This is a genomic window from Rhizobium sophorae (assembly GCF_013087515.1).
In the GTDB taxonomy this organism is placed as follows: domain Bacteria; phylum Pseudomonadota; class Alphaproteobacteria; order Rhizobiales; family Rhizobiaceae; genus Rhizobium; species Rhizobium sophorae.
In genome coordinates, this window is sequence record NZ_JABFCN010000009.1 from 59667 (window position 1) to 76983 (window position 17317).

General features: G+C 61.9%; 14 protein-coding genes and 1 pseudogene. 2 read left to right on the forward strand and 13 right to left on the reverse strand.

Features of this window, described 5'->3' with window-relative positions:
* Positions 1-32: 32 nt before the first annotated feature.
* The 10 genes from lpdA to G9X64_RS04990 all read right to left on the reverse strand — a co-directional run bounded on the left by lpdA (position 33) and on the right by G9X64_RS04990 (position 10328).
* Positions 33-1481: a dihydrolipoyl dehydrogenase gene (gene lpdA, locus G9X64_RS04945; protein WP_171376066.1), complete on the reverse strand. Its 1449-nt coding sequence runs from the start codon at positions 1479-1481 to the stop codon at positions 33-35.
* A 16-nt stretch (positions 1482-1497) separates the two neighbouring features.
* Complete coding sequence (locus G9X64_RS04950) at positions 1498-2079, reverse strand: GNAT family N-acetyltransferase (protein WP_171376067.1); 582 nt, start codon at positions 2077-2079, stop codon at positions 1498-1500.
* A gap of 2 nt (positions 2080-2081) precedes the next feature.
* Complete coding sequence (locus tag G9X64_RS04955) at positions 2082-2723, reverse strand: SGNH/GDSL hydrolase family protein (RefSeq protein WP_003539320.1); 642 nt, start codon at positions 2721-2723, stop codon at positions 2082-2084.
* An 18-nt stretch (positions 2724-2741) separates the two neighbouring features.
* Complete coding sequence (locus tag G9X64_RS04960) at positions 2742-4106, reverse strand: pyruvate dehydrogenase complex dihydrolipoamide acetyltransferase (RefSeq protein WP_171376068.1); 1365 nt, start codon at positions 4104-4106, stop codon at positions 2742-2744.
* Positions 4107-4121: 15 nt separating this feature from the next.
* Complete coding sequence (locus tag G9X64_RS04965; RefSeq protein WP_168308814.1) at positions 4122-5507, reverse strand: pyruvate dehydrogenase complex E1 component subunit beta; 1386 nt, start codon at positions 5505-5507, stop codon at positions 4122-4124.
* Between the two features lie 15 nt (positions 5508-5522).
* Positions 5523-6569: a pyruvate dehydrogenase (acetyl-transferring) E1 component subunit alpha gene (pdhA, locus tag G9X64_RS04970; protein ID WP_129420796.1), complete on the reverse strand. Its 1047-nt coding sequence runs from the start codon at positions 6567-6569 to the stop codon at positions 5523-5525.
* Positions 6570-6714: 145 nt separating this feature from the next.
* The gene (locus tag G9X64_RS04975; protein WP_168308813.1) at positions 6715-7035 is read right to left on the reverse strand and encodes an FtsB family cell division protein; all 321 of its coding nucleotides are present in this window, start codon (positions 7033-7035) and stop codon (positions 6715-6717) included.
* Between the two features lie 137 nt (positions 7036-7172).
* Positions 7173-8447: a phosphopyruvate hydratase gene (gene eno / locus G9X64_RS04980; protein WP_168308812.1), complete on the reverse strand. Its 1275-nt coding sequence runs from the start codon at positions 8445-8447 to the stop codon at positions 7173-7175.
* Positions 8448-8589: 142 nt separating this feature from the next.
* Positions 8590-9435, reverse strand: coding sequence for a 3-deoxy-8-phosphooctulonate synthase (gene kdsA, locus G9X64_RS04985; protein ID WP_168308811.1), 846 nt, complete (start codon positions 9433-9435; stop codon positions 8590-8592).
* The gene (locus G9X64_RS04990; RefSeq protein WP_168308871.1) at positions 9432-10328 is read right to left on the reverse strand and encodes a VOC family protein; all 897 of its coding nucleotides are present in this window, start codon (positions 10326-10328) and stop codon (positions 9432-9434) included. Before G9X64_RS04990 ends, kdsA begins: the two co-directional genes overlap by 4 nt.
* A 195-nt stretch (positions 10329-10523) precedes the next feature.
* Between G9X64_RS04990 and lexA the strand changes: the two genes are divergently transcribed.
* Positions 10524-11243, forward strand: a complete 720-nt coding sequence (gene lexA / locus G9X64_RS04995; protein WP_129420792.1) for a transcriptional repressor LexA — start codon at positions 10524-10526, stop codon at positions 11241-11243.
* Here the strand turns inward: lexA and G9X64_RS05000 are convergent.
* Positions 11224-13657, reverse strand: a pseudogene (locus G9X64_RS05000) (ComEC/Rec2 family competence protein). The gene lexA and the pseudogene G9X64_RS05000 overlap by 20 nt on opposite strands.
* A 290-nt stretch (positions 13658-13947) precedes the next feature.
* Between G9X64_RS05000 and gltA the strand changes: the two are divergent.
* A complete protein-coding gene (gltA, locus tag G9X64_RS05005) occupies positions 13948-15237 on the forward strand; it encodes a citrate synthase (RefSeq protein ID WP_171376069.1) in 1290 nt (429 codons plus the stop codon).
* A 32-nt stretch (positions 15238-15269) separates the two neighbouring features.
* Here gltA and lpxB read toward each other — a convergent pair whose 3' ends face one another.
* Both lpxB and G9X64_RS05015 read right to left on the reverse strand, forming a co-directional pair.
* Positions 15270-16439: a lipid-A-disaccharide synthase gene (gene lpxB, locus G9X64_RS05010; protein WP_168308810.1), complete on the reverse strand. Its 1170-nt coding sequence runs from the start codon at positions 16437-16439 to the stop codon at positions 15270-15272.
* Positions 16436-17317, reverse strand: coding sequence for an LpxI family protein (locus tag G9X64_RS05015; protein ID WP_168308809.1), 882 nt, complete (start codon positions 17315-17317; stop codon positions 16436-16438). Before G9X64_RS05015 ends, lpxB begins: the two co-directional genes overlap by 4 nt.

Consider the following 17317-nt stretch of genomic DNA (forward strand, 5'->3'; position numbering starts at 1 on the left):
ACTCCGGACATAAAGGGCAGCTTCGGAAATTCTCAAGCGTTCAGCACACGGCCATAAGCATCGAGTACCGCTTCCTTCATCGTTTCGGACACGGTCGGATGCGGGAAGATCGTGTGCATCAGCTCTTCCTCGGTCGTTTCGAGGTTCATCGCGACGACGAAGCCCTGGATGAGCTCGGTGACTTCGGCGCCGACCATGTGGGCGCCGAGGAGCTCGCCGGTCTTCTTGTCGAAGATCACCTTCACCATGCCCTGGTCTTCGCCGAGCGCGATCGCCTTGCCGTTCGCCGCGAAGGAGAAGCGGCCGACGCGGATGTCGCGGCCCAGTTCCTTGGCTTTGGCTTCGGTGATGCCGACGGAGGCGACCTGTGGATTGCAATAGGTGCAGCCCGGGACCTTGCCCTTGTCGGTCGGATGGACATTCGGCAAGCCGGCGATCTTTTCGACGCAGACGACGCCCTCATGCTCTGCCTTGTGCGCCAACATCGGCGGGCCGGCGACATCGCCGATCGCATAGATGCCGGCGACATTGGTCTTGCCGTAACCGTCGATGACGACGCAGCCGCGGTCGGTCTTGACGCCGAGCGCCTCCAGGCCGAGGTTTTCGATATTGCCCTGAACGCCGACGGCCGAAATCAACCGGTCGGCGGTGATCTGCTGCACCTTGCCATCGGCCGTCTCGACGTGAGCGGTGACGCTGTCGGCGGCCTTGTCGACCTTCGAGACCTTGGCGCTGGTGAAGATCTTGAGGCCGCGCTTTTCAAGCTGCTTGCGGGCGATCGCTGTGATCTCGGCATCCTCGACCGGCATGATGGTCGGCATGACTTCGACGACCGTCACGTCGACGCCCATCGAGCGATAGAAGCTGGCGAATTCGATGCCGATCGCGCCCGAGCCCATGACGATCAACGACTTCGGCAGAACATCCGGCTTCAGCGCCTCGAAATAGGTCCAGATCAGCTTGCCATCCGGCTCGATGCCGGGCAGCGCGCGCGGGCGGGCGCCGGTGGCGATAATGATGTGTTTAGCGGTATAGGTGCCCTCGCCGCTCTTGACGTTCTTCGGCAGCGGATGCTGCGGCTCGACGACGGGCTTCGACGGCTTGCCGACAACGATCTCACCGGGCTTGGTGATCTTCGCTTCGCCCCAGATGATGTCGATCTTGTTCTTCTTCATCAGGAAGCCGACGCCGGCATTCAGGCGGGCGGAGACGGCGCGCGAGCGGCCGACGACGGCCTTGGCATCCGGCTTGACCGTGCCTTCGAGAACGAGGCCGTAATCCTTGAAGTGATTGGCGTGGTCGAGCACCTCGGCCGAGCGCAGCAGCGCCTTTGTGGGTATGCAGCCCCAGTTCAGGCAGATGCCGCCCATATGCTCGCGCTCGACGATCGCAGTCTTGAGGCCGAGCTGGCTGGCGCGGATGGCGGCGACATAGCCGCCGGGACCCGAACCGATGATGATGACGTCGTAGGATTCAGCCATGTGTTTCCTGCCTTTGTTACGCTGCGCTGCGGGTCATGAGCACCCACGCATGTCTCTTGCTGTTTTCGAAGAGCGGCACGGCATCGGCGCGCGCAGCCTCCAGGAATCCGTTTCTTTCATAAAGCGACAAAGCCGCTTCGTTGTCGCTTGCGGTGATCAGGCTGACGGGCCGTCGATCGGCCCTGTCGATCTGATCGTCCAGCAGCCTGCGTCCAATGCCGATGCCGCGCAGATGGCGATAAACGCCGAGACTGCCGATGAACCAGCTTCCGACCACCGTCTTCTGCAAGGCGAGCATCGGTTCGGTCGCCGGGATGCTCGCCTCGATATCGGCTATGCCCTCCTCCAGCGCATGGCCGATCGCCACACCTGCCACTTCGCCATAGGCCTCAGCAATGACGGCATCCCGCCAGCCGCCGACAGCCTCCTCCTCGCTCATCTTCAGCCGGCCCCGCTCCAGCGGCGTGTCGCTCACGCCGCTCTCCACATCGGCAAACCAGAGCCAGGAGGCAAAACCGCGCGATGCGATATCCGCCAGAATCGCCAGCTCCGAGGCATCCCGCCGTGAGGCCTGCCGCAGCGCGATGAAGGCGGTCATGATCAGATCCCCAGCATCATCCGCACGATCGATTCCAGCCCGCGGCCGAGCGCACGCGTATTCTCCGCATCGAGGTGAATGCCGTCGATCGGTGTGGTCTTGGCGACCGAATTGCCGTCGAAGAAGCCACAACCGAGTTCGTCGGCAAGATCACGATAAAGCGTTGCAAGCTTTGCCGATTCCTCGATGCCGCCGGGAAACGATGCGGCGAAGGGCACATTGCCCGTCGCGCGGATCGCCGGCGGCGCCACGATCAGGATCTCCGGCCCATCGAATTCGAAGGGCCAGGCATGATTGCGGATCAGCCGCACGAGCCGGCTGATGCCCTGGCATGCGGCAAAGGCCGAGCCTGCCACGACCGGCTTCATGTCATTGGTGCCGAGCAGAAGGATGACGAGGTCGAGCGGTGCATGCGTCTGGAGGATCGTCGGCAGGATGCGCGCACCGTTGCGGTCGCAATCGGCGAGATGGTCGTCGAAAGCGGTCGTGCGACCGTTCAAGCCTTCGGCGATGATACGCGCGTCACCGCCGAGCGCTGCCTGAAGCACGCTCGGCCAGCGATTCTTGTAATCATGACGGCCGATCGTCTCGGCGTCATAACCCCAGGTCAGCGAGTCCCCGTAGCAAAGAACGGTCTTGGTCATTTCCGCCTCGCGCCGCTATCAGACAAGCATGCCCATCGGGTTCTCGATGTAGCCCTTGAAGGCCTGGAGCAGCTCGGCGCCGAGCGCGCCGTCGACGCAGCGATGGTCGGTCGAGAGCGTGACTGACATCACGGTGGCAATCGCCATTTCGCCCTTCTTGACAACGACCCGCTGTTCGCCGGCGCCGACCGCGAGGATCGTCGCATGCGGCGGGTTGACGACGGCGGCGAAGTTCTTCACGCCCATCATGCCCATGTTGGAGACCGAGCTGGTGCCGCCCTGATATTCCTCAGGCTTCAGCTTGCGGTCCTTGGCCCGTTTGCCGAGATCGCGCATCTCGTTGGAGATCGTCGACAGGGTCTTTTCCTCGGCCTTGCGGATGATCGGGGTGATCAAGCCGCCGGAGATCGAGACAGCAACGCCGACATCGGCGTGCTTGTGCTTGACCATGTTGCTGTCGGTCCAGGAGACATTGGCATCCGGAACGTCGCGCAGCGACAGCGCCATGGCCTTGATGACCATGTCGTTGACCGAGAGCTTGTAGGCCGGAGCGTTGTCCTTGCGCGGAGCCGCATCGTTCAGCTGGGCGCGCAGCGCCAACAACGCATCGAGCTCGCAATCGACGCTGACGTAGAAATGCGGGATCGTCTGCTTGGATTCGACCAGGCGCCTGGCGATCGTCTTGCGCATGCCGTCATGCGGCACGAGCTCGTAGGAGCCAGGTTCGAATAGCTTGAGCACGGCTTCTTCGGACGCGCCCTTCGGGGCAGCGGCGGCCGGAGCCGGAGCTGCGGAGGCTTGCGGAGCGGAAGCAGCAGCTGCCGGGGCTGCGGCCTTAGCGCCGCCGCCGGCAACGGCGGCTTCGATGTCGCTCTTGACGACGCGGCCGTGCGGGCCGGAGCCTGCGACTGCCGAAAGGTCGATACCGGCTTCCTTGGCCAGCCTGCGGGCAAGCGGCGAAGAGAAGGCGCGGCTGCCATCAGATGAAACCGACGCGGGTGCAGCGGCGGTGACAGGTGCCGCAGCCGGAGTAGACTGGGCCGGAGCCGGTGCAGCTTCGGCCTTCGGCGCCGCTGCACCGTCAGCTTTCGGCGCCGGAGCGGCCGAACCCGCGCCGCTTGCGGCAGCGGCGACATCCTCGCCATCGGCGGCGAGAACCGCGATCAGCGCATTGACCTTGACGCCTTCGGTGCCGGCGGCAACGACGAGCTTGGCGACCGTGCCTTCATCGACGGCTTCGACTTCCATCGTCGCCTTGTCGGTCTCGATCTCGGCGATCACATCGCCAGACTTGACCGTGTCGCCTTCCTTGACCAGCCATTTGGAAAGATTGCCTTCCTCCATGGTCGGAGAGAGGGCGGGCATCGTGATATTGATCGGCATCGAAACACCCTCCCCTTATTTGTAGCAAACAGCCTTCACCGCATCGACCACTTCGCCGACGTTCGGAAGGGCGAGCTTTTCGAGATTGGCAGCGTAAGGCATCGGAACGTCCTTGCCTGCGATCGTCAGGATCGGCGCATCGAGATAGTCGAAGGCCTGCTGCATGACGCGGGTGGCGATTTCAGTGCCGACGGAGGACTGCGGATAACCTTCCTCGACGGTGACCAGGCGGCCGGTCTTCTTCACCGATTCGATCACGGTCGGCAGGTCCATCGGGCGGATGGTGCGAAGGTCGATCAGTTCGACGTCGATGCCGATCTTCTCGAGTTCGGCGACAGCCTTGGTCGCATAACTCATGCCGATGCCGAAGGAGACCACGGTGACGTCCTTGCCCGGACGATGGATGCGGGCCTTGCCGATCGGCAGAACGAAATTATCGAGCTTCGGCACATCGAAGTGCTGGCCGTAGAGGATTTCGTTTTCGAGGAAGATGACCGGGTTCGGATCGCGGATCGCAGCCTTGAGCAGGCCCTTGGCGTCGGATGCCGTATAAGGCATGACGACCTTCAGGCCGGGAATGGCGCTATACCAGGCTGCATAATCCTGGCTGTGCTGAGCGCCGACGCGGGCAGCCGCACCATTTGGGCCGCGGAAGACGATCGGAGCGCCCATCTGGCCGCCGGACATATAGAGCGTCTTGGCGGCGGAGTTGATGATCTGGTCGATCGCCTGCATGGCGAAGTTGAAGGTCATGAACTCGACGATCGGGCGAAGGCCGGCCATTGCGGCGCCGACGCCGACGCCGGCAAAGCCATGCTCGGTGATCGGCGTATCGACGACGCGGCGGGGGCCGAATTCCTGCAGCAGCCCCTGCGTGACCTTGTAGGCACCCTGATATTCGGCGACTTCCTCGCCCATGACGAAGACATTCTCGTCGGCGCGCATTTCCTCGGCCATGGCGTCGCGAAGCGCTTCGCGCACGGTCGTCGACACCATTTCGGTGCCGGCCGGAATTTCGGGGTCGTTCGGAACGACGGCCTTCGGCTCGGCCGGAAGCGGCGCGGAGGCAGAACCGGTGTTGGTCGGCTTCTCTTCCTGGGCAACTTCCGGAGCTGGTGCGGCGGCCGGCTTGGCGGCGGAAAGATCCGAGGCCGATTCGCCGTCCTGCAGCAGCACGGCGATCTTGGTGTTGACCTTGACGCCTTCAGTGCCGGCATCGACGAGCAGCTTGCCGATGACGCCTTCGTCGACGGCTTCGACTTCCATCGTCGCCTTGTCGGTTTCGATTTCGGCGATCACATCGCCCGAGGTGACCTTGTCACCTTCCTGCTTCAGCCATTTGGACAGTGTGCCTTCTTCCATGGTCGGAGAGAGGGCGGGCATGAGGATATCGATAGGCATGGGTTCCCTCCCCGATTAGAGCAGAATGTCGGTATAGAGCTCGGATGCATCCGGCTCCGGATCGGCCTGGGCGAAGTCGGCGCTGTCGGCGACGATGTCGCGGACATCCTTGTCGATCGCCTTCAGATCGTCTTCGGAAGCCCAGCCCTTTTCGACGAGGCGTGCCTTCACCTGTTCGATCGGATCCTGCTCGGAGCGCATCTTCTGCACTTCCTCCTTGGAGCGATACTTCGCCGGGTCGGACATCGAGTGACCGCGATAGCGATAGGTCAGCATTTCGAGGATGATCGGACCCTTGCCGGAGCGGCAATGTTCGAGCGCCTCATCGGCCGCCGCCTTGACGGCGCGAACGTCCATGCCGTCGACCTGAATGCCCGGGATGCCGAAGCCGGATCCGCGAAGCGAGTAGTTCGACTGAGCCGTGGCGCGGGCGGTCGAGGTGCCCATGGCGTAACGGTTGTTCTCGACGATATAGACGATCGGCAGCTTCCAGAGAGCAGCCATGTTGAAGCTCTCGTAGACCTGGCCCTGGTTGGCAGCGCCGTCGCCGAAATAGGCGATGGAGACATTGTCATTGCCGCGGTAGCGGTTTGCGAAGGCAAGACCCGTTCCGAGCGAGACCTGGGCGCCGACGATGCCGTGACCGCCGTAGAAATGCTTCTCTTTCGAGAACATGTGCATCGAGCCGCCCTTGCCGTGGGAATAGCCGCTGCGGCGCCCGGTCAGTTCCGCCATGACGCCCCGCGCTTCCATGCCGGTTGCCAGCATGTGGCCGTGGTCGCGATAGGCGGTGATGACCTGATCGCCTTCCTTCTGCGCCATCTGCATGCCGACGACGACAGCTTCCTGACCGATGTAGAGGTGACAAAAGCCGCCGATGAAGCCCATGCCGTAAAGCTGGCCGGCCTTCTCCTCGAAGCGGCGGATCAGCAGCATTTCGCGATAGGCCTTGAGCTCTTCATCGCGATCGAAGTCGGCTACCGGGCCTCCATTCGATGCTTTGGCTGCCGGTTTTGCTGCAGTTTTGCGGCTGGAAACGGTCGCGGTCTTTCGCGGCGCCATTCAACCCTCCCTATGGGTTTGTCGTTTCTTGGTGGCGCGTACCATAGGGAAGAAATATGACCACAGCAATGCCATAATTGCATGGCTCGTATTCGGCGCTAAATTGTTGGAATAACTACGAAAATTCTAATTAACCTGTTTCCGGTTAATTGGAATAATGGTTGAATACGACTATCTCGTCCGCGCGCGACATGTTGAGCTGATAGCGCGCTTTTTCGTCCAGCATATCCTTGTCGAGCGAACCATCACTCAGGAGCGCGACCTGATTTTCCAGATGTTCGCGCTTCGCCTTCAAGACCGCAAGCTCTTTTTCACGGGCGATACGCTGACGCTCGAACATCTCCGTCGCGCGCAGGCCGTAATCGCCATGGATGCAATGATAACCGAAATAGGAGAGGAAGGCGACCGTCATGGCCGGAATGACGAAGCGACCGATCTTTCTCTTCTTATGATGCTTTGTCCACATACACGCATGCTCTTGAACGCATTACCAATTCATTCAATCTAACGCGCAGAGATTAACCGTTCGTTGACTCTAAAAACAGGGCAACAAAAAACCCGCGCCGGGAAGGCGCGGGTCAAACCATTGAACATCAGATCCGATCAGCCGCGAATGATCGAGCGGCCGGCATACTGGGCCTGGGGGCCGAGGCCTTCTTCGATGCGGATCAGCTGGTTGTACTTGGCAAGACGGTCGGAACGCGACAGCGAGCCGGTCTTGATCTGGCCGCAGTTGGTGGCGACCGCGAGATCGGCAATGGTCGAATCTTCCGTCTCGCCGGAGCGGTGGGACATGACGGCGGTATAGGCTGCCTTATGCGCGGTGTTTACGGCATCGAGGGTTTCCGTCAGCGAGCCGATCTGGTTGACCTTGACGAGGATCGAGTTGGCAACGCCCATGCGGATGCCATCGCGAAGACGGGCGGAGTTGGTGACGAAGAGATCGTCGCCGACGAGCTGGGTCTTCTTGCCGGTCAGGTCGGTCAGCGTCTTCCAGCCGTCCCAATCATCTTCAGCCATGCCGTCTTCGATCGAGATTATCGGATACTTGGCAGCGAGTTCGGCGAGATATTCGGCCATGGCGCCCGATTCGAGCGTGCGGCCTTCCCCTTCGAGAACGTATTTGCCATCCTTGAAGAATTCCGTCGAGGCGCAATCGAGGCCGAGGTAGATATCCTCGCCCGGCTTGTAGCCGGCTTTCTCGACCGACTTCATGATGAAGTCGAGGGCTTCCGAAGCGCTCTTCAGGCCCGGTGCGAAACCGCCTTCGTCGCCGACATTGGTGTTGTGGCCCTGGCTCGCAAGTTCCTTGCGGAGCGTATGGAAGACTTCCGAACCCATGCGCACGGCTTCGGCGATCGTATCGGCGCCGACCGGCAGGATCATGAACTCCTGGAAATCGATCGGGTTGTCGGCATGGGCGCCGCCATTGATGATGTTCATCATCGGCACCGGCAGCAGGCTGGCGGAAGCGCCGCCGACATAACGGTAGAGCGGCAGGCCCGAGGCCTGGGCGGCAGCCTTGGCGACGGCGAGTGACACGCCGAGAATGGCGTTGGCGCCGAGGCGTGATTTGTTCGGCGTGCCGTCCAGCTCGATCATGATGTTGTCGATCTGGATCTGGTTTTCGGCGTCGATGCCACCAATCGCGTCGAAGATCTCAGTGTTAGCGGCTTCGACCGCCTTTTCGACGCCCTTGCCGAGGTAGCGCTTGCCGCCGTCGCGCAGTTCGACCGCCTCATGCGCGCCCGTCGAGGCACCCGAGGGAACGGCCGCGCGGCCCATGCTGCCATCTTCGAGATAGACATCGACTTCGACGGTGGGGTTGCCACGGCTATCGAGAATCTCGCGGGCGATGATATCGGTGATTGCAGTCATGGGTTCTTCCTGCTCGGTGGGTGATAAGTCGGTTCGAAACCTGTCTTAGTCGAAGGCGTGCAAATTACAATGCTGCAATTTCCCGCCTTCGAACCAGCGTTCGGATCTCGCCTATAGCACGATCATGTCAGGCTGTTGAACGTCAAGCCTTGGCGACCGCATCGAAGGCAAGCAGCTTTTCGAGAAGCCGCGGCATGTCCTTGAGATAGACCATGTTCGGCCCGTCGGAAGGGGCATTGTCAGGGTCCTGATGGGTTTCGAGGAAGACGCCGGCGATCCCGGTAGCCACCGCTGCGCGCGCCAGCGTTTCCACGAATTCCCGTTGACCGCCGGAGGATTCGCCCTGGCCGCCCGGCTGCGCCACGGAATGGGTCGCATCGAAGATGACGGGGGCGCCCATCGCCGCCATGATGGGCAGTGAGCGCATGTCGGAAACCAGCGTATTGTAACCGAAGGAGGCGCCGCGCTCGCACAGCAGCACGTTCGGATTGCCGCTGGCATTGAGCTTCTTCAGGACGTTCTTCATATCCCAGGGGGCGAGGAACTGGCCCTTCTTGACATTGACGACGCGGCCGGTCCTGGCGGCGGCGATGAGAAGATCGGTCTGGCGGCAGAGGAAGGCCGGGATCTGCAGGACATCGACGACCTTCGCCACCTCCCCGCATTGCTCGGCGGTGTGGACGTCGGTCAAGACAGGAAAGCCGAATTCCTTCTTGAGGTCGGCAAAGACCTCCATGCCCTTTTCGATCCCGATACCACGTTCGGCCGACAGCGAGGTCCGGTTCGCCTTATCGAAGGAGCTCTTGTAGACGAGGCCGATTCCGAGCTTTCCACAAAGCTCCTTCAGCGTGCCGGCAATCATGAAGGCGTGGTCGCGGCTCTCCATCTGGCAGGGACCGGCAATCAGCGACAGGCGGCCGGCATTGGAAAAGGTGACCTGGCCTTGGCCTTCGCCGACCCTGACTTCGGAATTCGTATCAGTGCTCATCGTGTTTCCTCGAAGGCGAAGAGCGTGCCCTGCCCGGGCGCGGGCTTCACCACAATGCGATTGTTCTTGCGCGTGTATGTCACCCCGTTAGCAGCCAAATGCGCTTCTGTCACGGCAAGATCGGCGACAGTAAAGAGGATTGCCCGGCCGCGCAAACCCCGATCGGCGGATGAGCCGCCAATGTCGAAACAGGCCTCCAGCCCTTCTGGCGTCATCAGGCTGATTTTGGCATTCGATGCCGCGATATTGACGCCGAAACCGGTTTTCTCGACTGCCGATTGCGCCACGACAAGGCTGACGAAGGCAGCGAAGGCGGCCGGTTCCGGCGTGCAAAGCGCGATCTCGACTATCCCGGTGACGCCATTGGCATGTGTTTCAAGCTCGGTGCGGTCGGCCGGCAGCGGATTGACGCGCTCGACGCTGAAAAGCAGGAGATCAGGCGCGCGCAGGTCGCCGGCAAAAGCCAGCTTGAAGCCGGCGATCGTCTCGGAACCGTCCGGCATCGTCATTGGCCGGGTGAACTGCAGCATCTCGCCGACGCTCGATCCGTTGCCGACGAAGTTTTGATGATCGATGCCGCCATCCTTGCTGCCGAAGGCCAGTCCCGAAAGCCCCTCCTCGCCGCAGCGGAAGCGGAAGGCCTGGTTGCGGGCAGTGAAGACATTGCCTTGCCGCGCCGATGCCTCGCTCTCCTCGACGCTCGCAACCCCGAGCGGCTCCAGATAGGTCTTATCGGCAAAAAAGACGCAGGCATTCTCCGTTCCGAAGGGGTGGCGCGCATCGGCGGCAACGGTGAAGCCGAGCTTACCGAGCCTTTCGCGCGCCAGATCGATATTGACGACCGGCAGCACGACATGATCCAGCGGGTGCGGTTTGGCGGAATGCTCGTTCATCATGTCCCTCCTGGAAAGGTCAAGAGATGTGCAGCGCCACCTTCAATACAAGCCTTGTGTCCCAATCCGGCGAATGAAAATAAAAATCTCAACGAGTTGGCGCCAAGTTTTACGGAAATTTAGCTACTTGCGGAACACATATGGAACATATAGTGTCTGTTCTGGATTTGTTTCAATCACGAGGTCACAACGTCGATGCTCACGCGCAAACAACAGGAGCTTCTCCTTTTTATTCATGAGCGCATGAAGGAATCCGGCGTTCCGCCATCTTTCGACGAGATGAAGGATGCCCTGGACCTCGCCTCGAAGTCCGGGATTCATCGCTTGATTACAGCGCTCGAGGAACGAGGCTTCATTCGCCGCCTACCGAACCGCGCCCGCGCGCTCGAGGTCATCAAGCTTCCGGAGGCCTACAGCCCCAGCATCCAGCCCCGGCGCGGCTTTTCGCCGAGCGTGATCGAGGGCAGCCTCGGCAAGCCACAGCCGGTCGCCGCTCCTGCTCCCGCAAAGCCCGTCGCCGACAATGGCAATTCGGTCTCCGTGCCGGTCATGGGCCGAATCGCTGCCGGTGTTCCGATCTCGGCGATCCAGAACAACACCCACGACATCGTCGTTCCGGCCGACATGCTCGGCTCCGGTGAACATTATGCGCTGGAGGTCAAGGGCGATTCGATGATCGACGCCGGCATCTTCGACGGCGACACCGTGATCATTCGCAACAGCAGCACCGCAAGTCCCGGCGATATCGTCGTTGCTCTCGTCGACGACGAAGAAGCGACACTGAAGCGCTTCCGCCGCAAGGGCGCCTCGATCGCGCTGGAGGCGGCCAATCCGGCTTACGAGACCCGGATTTTCGGGCCGGACCGTGTCAAGGTTCAGGGCAAACTCGTCGGCCTCATTCGCCGCTATCACTGATATTGGCCACGCCGGGTTCGGCAAAACTATTGCTGCGCCAGTCATAGGCGCGATGGCGCATCCATGGCCGCGACAATGCATCGAATGCCGTTACGGCCTCCAGGCCGGCCTGCGTGAAGCGCAACTCGACGGAACCGGTCCTGCGAAGCGTCTCACCGGTGAAGAGCGTCGCACCTGAGCGGCAGCTGTTGAGGCGCAGGCGGACCGACGTCACGACGATATCGGCGGCATCGCATGCCGGGCCGAGATAGGCGGCATTGTCGATGACGGCCACGATATGACCATTGCCAAGCCTTGATGTGCACCAAGCTTTCTTGACACAGGAAAAGCGATTTGCGTCACCGCCCTCTGCGGCGGCCCGCATCGCGGTCCTTGCTTCGTTCTGCTGATCGCGGGAAAGCCTGACGCCGCGATCTTCTCCCTCCGGCGGGATAGCAGGACCGTCCAGCATCTTCGGCGGATCATGCTTCGGCAGGACCAGCGCTCTCTGCTACTGGTCGAAGATGAAATCCGGCGGTCTTTGACGGTTGGAAGCCATTGCCGCCGCCTCGACGATTGCGACGAGACTACCATCCTCCGAAATGACCAGGTCCGGCGGCCGGGAAACCGGCAGAAGCAGCAGGATGAGCGTTGCGACCGCGATGATCGATGTGCCGATATGGCGCAACCGGGTGCGGAGCAGCGTCAGCAGCAGAAAGCCTGCCACGGTGAGCGCGAAATACCAAGCGGGCAAGCGGCCGACGTCGATATTGCCATTCCAACCGGACACCGTCTTTGCGACCGCGATCACCAGATCGAGGCCGAATCCGACGACCTTCCAGGGCAAGACGTCCAAGCCGAAAGGCATGAGCAGCATCGCCAGCAAGCCGGCCGGCATGATGATGAAGGAGATGATCGGCATCGTCGCGAGATTTGCCGGCAGGCCGTAGGCGGTCAGGCGATGAAAAATGCTCGATAGAAAACAGCGCGGTGGAAAAACCGCCGATCAGCGAGGTCAGGAAGACGCCACCGAAGAAGCCCGCAACGGTAACGAAGGGCCTGATCATCGGCAGCTTCAGGAAAGCGTTTTCGCGGACCCGCCGATCCTTCCACAGCTGATAGCCCGAGACCAGCGCTAATGTCGCGGCAAAAGACATCTGGAAGCTCGGACCCAAGACCTCGGACGGCGAAATGATAATGATGACGAGCGCGGAGAGAGCGACATTGCGAAGGCTGATCGACGGCCTGTCGAAGAAGACGGCAATCAACATGATGGCCATCATGATGAAGGCGCGTTCGGCAGAGACCGCAAAGCCGGAGATCAGGAAATAGGCGGTGACGGTGATGAGCGCGCCGGCGGCGGCGATCTTCTTCGTCGGATAGGCTTCGGCGACACCGGGAAACAGGCTGAGCAGCATCCGCAAGCCGACGAAGAAGATGCCGGCCGACAGCGCCATGTTAAGACCGGAGATGGCGATGATATGTGCCAGACCGGACTGGCGCAGCGCCTCCGTGGTCGCATCCGAGATGGCACGCCGCTCGTCCGTCACCAGAGCAGCGGCAAAAGCGCCGGTGTCGCCGGGCAGGATCGACCTTATGCGGTCGCCGATACCGCTGCGCAGCCGGTAGAGCCATTCCAGCAGCGCTTCCGTCGTCGATCTGGCCACCTGGGAACCTGCCTGCGCATCGACCTTCGTCGGTGCACCGTAGAAGAAACCGTTGGCGCCGATGCCATCGAAATAGGCACTGAAGGAGAAGTCGTTGAGCCCGGGAAGCGCTGGGCCCGCCGGCGGCGTCAGCCGTGCCCTGCCGGTGATAATGTCACCGATCTCGAAAGGCGCGTCCGCGCCGCGGGCAATCGCGGTTATGCGCCCCGGAGGCCGCTTCACCTGTGGCGCCTCAGTGCCGGTGACGGCAAGAATGTAGCGCCACCGCCCGCGACCGTCGCCTTCGCGCCGCTCGACACGGCCGGTCACCGTCGTCGTCACGGCGGAATCGAGGATCACGGTGGAAGCCCGCCGGCTCTCGAACTGCGCGGCGACCATGCCGCAGGCCACGAGCGAAAGCGCCAGCAGCGTTGCCCGCACCGCCGCCCGGCTGCGGCCGGCGACGAGAACCGCCACGGTCAGCGCCAACAGGCAGAGCAGTGATGCAACGAGAGGAAAATCCGATGCCGCGAGAAACCAGCCGGCTGACCCGGCGCCGAGGAAGACCGGCGAGAACAGCAGCAGGCGGCCATGGTCTACCTCCTCGCCCAGCATGCGCATGCCGGCACGCAGCAATTGCGAGGCTGCGGCCGGCAGCCGGTGGCGCAAGGGTGTCGCCGACTGTGTCGTTTTCGGTCGCGTCGCCACAACAGGTGGTGAAAAATTGGCGGAGCCGGCAAGGCCTTCGCCTGCTTCCGGCCGCAATTCGACTGTCGTCAACTCCTGCATGAACCGCCCAAGCCCGGCTGCGAAGGCGGCCAGAATGCAACCTTCGATCAGATCCGGCAAGCATAATCGATTGAAATATGAGGGAAAATCGCGAGCGCCAAAAGACCAGTCGAATCATCGGCTTCCGATATGCATGCGGCTCATCGCTGCAGTGCCTAAAAGGTGATACCGCAATGCACAAAATGCCATCACGGTAACTTGGCATTAGCTTCGCGATCATATAGCTATCGGTGAGGACGCTTAACCCCTATGGCGCTTTTATGGCGCCACCGCCATTTCGGAGGATCAGCATGACGGATCAAAGCGCTACAATAAAAATCGGTGACAAGTCTGTCGACCTTGCTGTCAAAAGCGGGACGATCGGCCCGAGCGTCATCGATATCGGTGCCCTCTACAAGAACACGGCTTCCTTCACGTACGATCCGGGTTTTACCTCGACCGCATCCTGTGAATCGAAAATCACCTACATCGACGGCGACGAAGGTGTTCTGCTGCATCGGGGCTATCCGATCGAGCAGCTCGCCGAGCACGGCGACTTCCTCGAGGTCTGCTATCTCCTGCTTTACGGCGAACTGCCGACCACCGTGCAGAAGAAGGATTTCGATTACCGCGTCACGCACCACACCATGGTGCACGAGCAGATGAGCCGCTTCTTCACCGGCTTCCGCCGCGATGCGCATCCGATGGCCGTCATGTGCGGCTGCGTCGGCGCGCTGTCGGCCTTCTATCACGACTCCACCGACATCACCGATCCGCACCAGCGCATGGTCGCCAGCCTGCGCATGATCGCCAAGATGCCGACGCTTGCCGCCATGGCCTACAAATACCATATCGGCCAGCCCTTCGTTTATCCGAAGAACGACCTCGACTACGCCTCGAACTTCCTGCGCATGTGCTTTGCCGTGCCTTGCGAGGAATATGTGGTCAATCCGGTGCTTGCCCGCGCCATGGACCGCATCTTCATCCTGCATGCCGATCATGAGCAGAACGCCTCGACCTCGACTGTCCGTCTCGCCGGTTCGTCGGGTGCCAACCCGTTCGCCTGCATCGCCGCCGGCATTGCCTGCCTCTGGGGGCCCGCTCACGGCGGTGCCAACGAAGCAGCCCTCAACATGCTGACGGAAATCGGCACGGTCGACCGCATTCCGGAATATGTCGCCCGCGCCAAGGACAAGAACGATCCGTTCCGCCTGATGGGCTTCGGTCACCGCGTCTACAAGAACTACGATCCGCGCGCCAAGATCATGCAGAAGACGACGCATGAAGTGCTCGGCGAACTCGGCATTAAGGACGATCCGTTGCTCGAAGTGGCGATGGAGCTGGAGCGCATCGCGCTCACCGACGAGTATTTCATCGAGAAGAAACTCTATCCGAACATCGACTTCTATTCCGGCATCACGCTGAAGGCGCTGGGCTTCCCCACAACCATGTTCACCGTGCTCTTCGCGCTCGCCCGCACGGTCGGCTGGATCGCGCAGTGGAACGAGATGATTGAGGATCCGGAACAGCGCATCGGCCGTCCGCGCCAGCTCTATGTCGGCGAATCGAAGCGTGACTATATTCCGGTTTCGAAGCGCTGATCGCTTCAGAAAGAACCCAAAAGAAAACCCGGTCAGAAACGACCGGGTTTTTTCTTTTTCAGCACGTCGAGAAGGATCCGGGCAGCATGCTCGCCCGGCGGCTTTTCGGTCTGCATGCGTTGCCAGATGAGATCGTAGCCTTCCTTCATCGCCTTCAGCTGATAGGTGTCGGCCGACAGCCTTTCCATCCAGCGCGCGAGGCTTGCGCCGCGAACGACGTCGTTCAGATATTCCGGGACGACCGCGTAATCGGCGATCAGGTTTGGCAGCGCGCCGGTCCAGGTCTTGATGCCCGCTGTCAGCATGCGCATGATCCAGTCGACCTTGTAGGCGGAGACGACGGGAACATCTGCAAGCGCCAGTTCAAGAATAACGGTTCCGGATGCCGCCATGGCCGCATCAGCCTCGGCAAAGGCTTTCCATTTTGCTTCTGCGCCGACGACGATCTCCGGCTTTACCCCCCACCCCGCCGTCATTTCGCGGATAAGCGCCTCCTTGTGCGTTACGGTCGGCAGAACGAAGCGTGTCGGCCCGTTGCGTGCGACGAGTTCGTTCGTTGCGACCTCGAAATAGGGCAGAAGCTTCTGGATCTCGGAGGAGCGTGAGCCGGGAAGAAGCAGGATCGTACCGTTGCCGGGTCGCCTTCCCACGCGCAGGCGACGTGTCTCCAACAGAGCGGGGTCGGCGACCAGACGATGCCCGACATAGGTTGTCGCCGGGCCATTGAGGCGTTGCATCACTGCAGGCTCGAAGGGCAGGACGGCGAGCACATGATCGACATAGGCGAGCATGCGCGTGGCGCGATATTCCTTCCAGGCCCAGACGCTTGGACAGACATAATTGACAACAGGCAGATCGGGCAGCGCGGTGCGGACACGCTTTGCGACGCGATGGGTGAAATCCGGGCTGTCGATGATGAGAAGAATATCAGGCCTTGCGGCGATGATGTCAGCCGTGGTCTGGCGGATCAGGGTATAGAGTTTCGGCAGCCGGCTCAGCACCTGGGTGATACCCATGATCGACAGCTCGGAGAAATCGAACAGGGATCTCAAGCCTTCGGCCTGCAGCCCCTCGCCGCCGACGCCGACGAGTTCCACCGGTCCGCTATGAATCCGCTTCAGGGCGGCGACGAGATCGGCACCGAGCAGGTCACCTGACACCTCGCCGGCAATGACGGCGATCTTCAGCGGCGCGCCGTTCATTCGAGCCCCCATGCCGGCAGGCCGCGATCGATGCCGCAGACGAAAAGCCCAGCCTCATCGGCGGCTTTGATAACGGCGGCGCGATCGAGCACCAGCGAGCGGCCGGCCTCGACAGCGACGCCGGCAAGGCCGGCTTTCTTTGCATTCACGACCGTGGAAACGCCGATCGCCGGCAAGTCGGCGCGGATATCCTGCTGTGGCTTGCAGAGCTTGACCAGCGCGCCGCGGCGGCGCGGCGAGATGCGCCCGGCTGCTCTGAGACCCGTGACACGGTCCAGCATCTCATCCGTGCCCTCAAGACCCTCGAGTGCCACGACGCGCCCGCCGATGCTGACGGCACCCTGCCCCACATCGAGCCGGCCCAGCATATCGGCGGCCTCGGCGGCGCGGCTGATATCGCGCCGGTCCTCCTCGCCGGGTGCTGCAGCGCCAAGCGGGCCGACGGAGGCAAGAAGGTCGGGGGCGATTTCATGGGCGCCGACGACGCGGCGGCCATTCCCCTCGATCAGCCGGATCACCATCTGCAGAACCGTGTCGTCGCCACCGGACAGCAGCGTGCGGATGGCGGCCGGCACCTTCATCAGGATGCGTAGCGTCGGACGCACCTCGCGCCATTCCGGCCGGCGGCGCACGCTGCCCGACATCACCACACGGCCGATACCATAACGGTTGAGCAACCCATCGAGGGCTGCGAAATCGCCGATAGCGATGACGGCGTGGTCATAACCCTCCCAGCGCCGGTCGCTTTCGTCCTTCAGTGCGACGATAACGGGATTTTCGCCCGCCGCGCGCGCGGCTTCGGCGACATAGGAAGGCAGAAGACCGCCGCCGGCGATGATCGCCAGCCGGCCCGCAGCGGTGTCGCCGGAAAAAGCCAC

Bases quoted from the DNA above. Each gene is read 5' to 3' on its own strand.
- lpdA (WP_171376066.1), bottom strand. From the start codon at position 1,481: ATGGCTGAATCCTACGACGTCATCATCATCGGTTCGGGTCCCGGCGGC.
- G9X64_RS04965 (WP_168308814.1), bottom strand. From the start codon at position 5,507: ATGCCTATCGATATCCTCATGCCCGCCCTCTCTCCGACCATGGAAGAA.
- gltA (WP_171376069.1), top strand. From the start codon at position 13,948: ATGACGGATCAAAGCGCTACAATAAAAATCGGTGACAAGTCTGTCGAC.
- G9X64_RS04975 (WP_168308813.1), bottom strand. From the start codon at position 7,035: ATGTGGACAAAGCATCATAAGAAGAGAAAGATCGGTCGCTTCGTCATT.
- eno (WP_168308812.1), bottom strand. From the start codon at position 8,447: ATGACTGCAATCACCGATATCATCGCCCGCGAGATTCTCGATAGCCGT.
- G9X64_RS04950 (WP_171376067.1), bottom strand. From the start codon at position 2,079: ATGACCGCCTTCATCGCGCTGCGGCAGGCCTCACGGCGGGATGCCTCG.
- G9X64_RS04990 (WP_168308871.1), bottom strand. From the start codon at position 10,328: ATGAACGAGCATTCCGCCAAACCGCACCCGCTGGATCATGTCGTGCTG.
- G9X64_RS04955 (WP_003539320.1), bottom strand. From the start codon at position 2,723: ATGACCAAGACCGTTCTTTGCTACGGGGACTCGCTGACCTGGGGTTAT.
- lpxB (WP_168308810.1), bottom strand. From the start codon at position 16,439: ATGAACGGCGCGCCGCTGAAGATCGCCGTCATTGCCGGCGAGGTGTCA.
- pdhA (WP_129420796.1), bottom strand. From the start codon at position 6,569: ATGGCGCCGCGAAAGACCGCGACCGTTTCCAGCCGCAAAACTGCAGCA.
- G9X64_RS04960 (WP_171376068.1), bottom strand. From the start codon at position 4,106: ATGCCGATCAATATCACGATGCCCGCCCTCTCTCCGACCATGGAGGAA.
- kdsA (WP_168308811.1), bottom strand. From the start codon at position 9,435: ATGAGCACTGATACGAATTCCGAAGTCAGGGTCGGCGAAGGCCAAGGC.
- lexA (WP_129420792.1), top strand. From the start codon at position 10,524: ATGCTCACGCGCAAACAACAGGAGCTTCTCCTTTTTATTCATGAGCGC.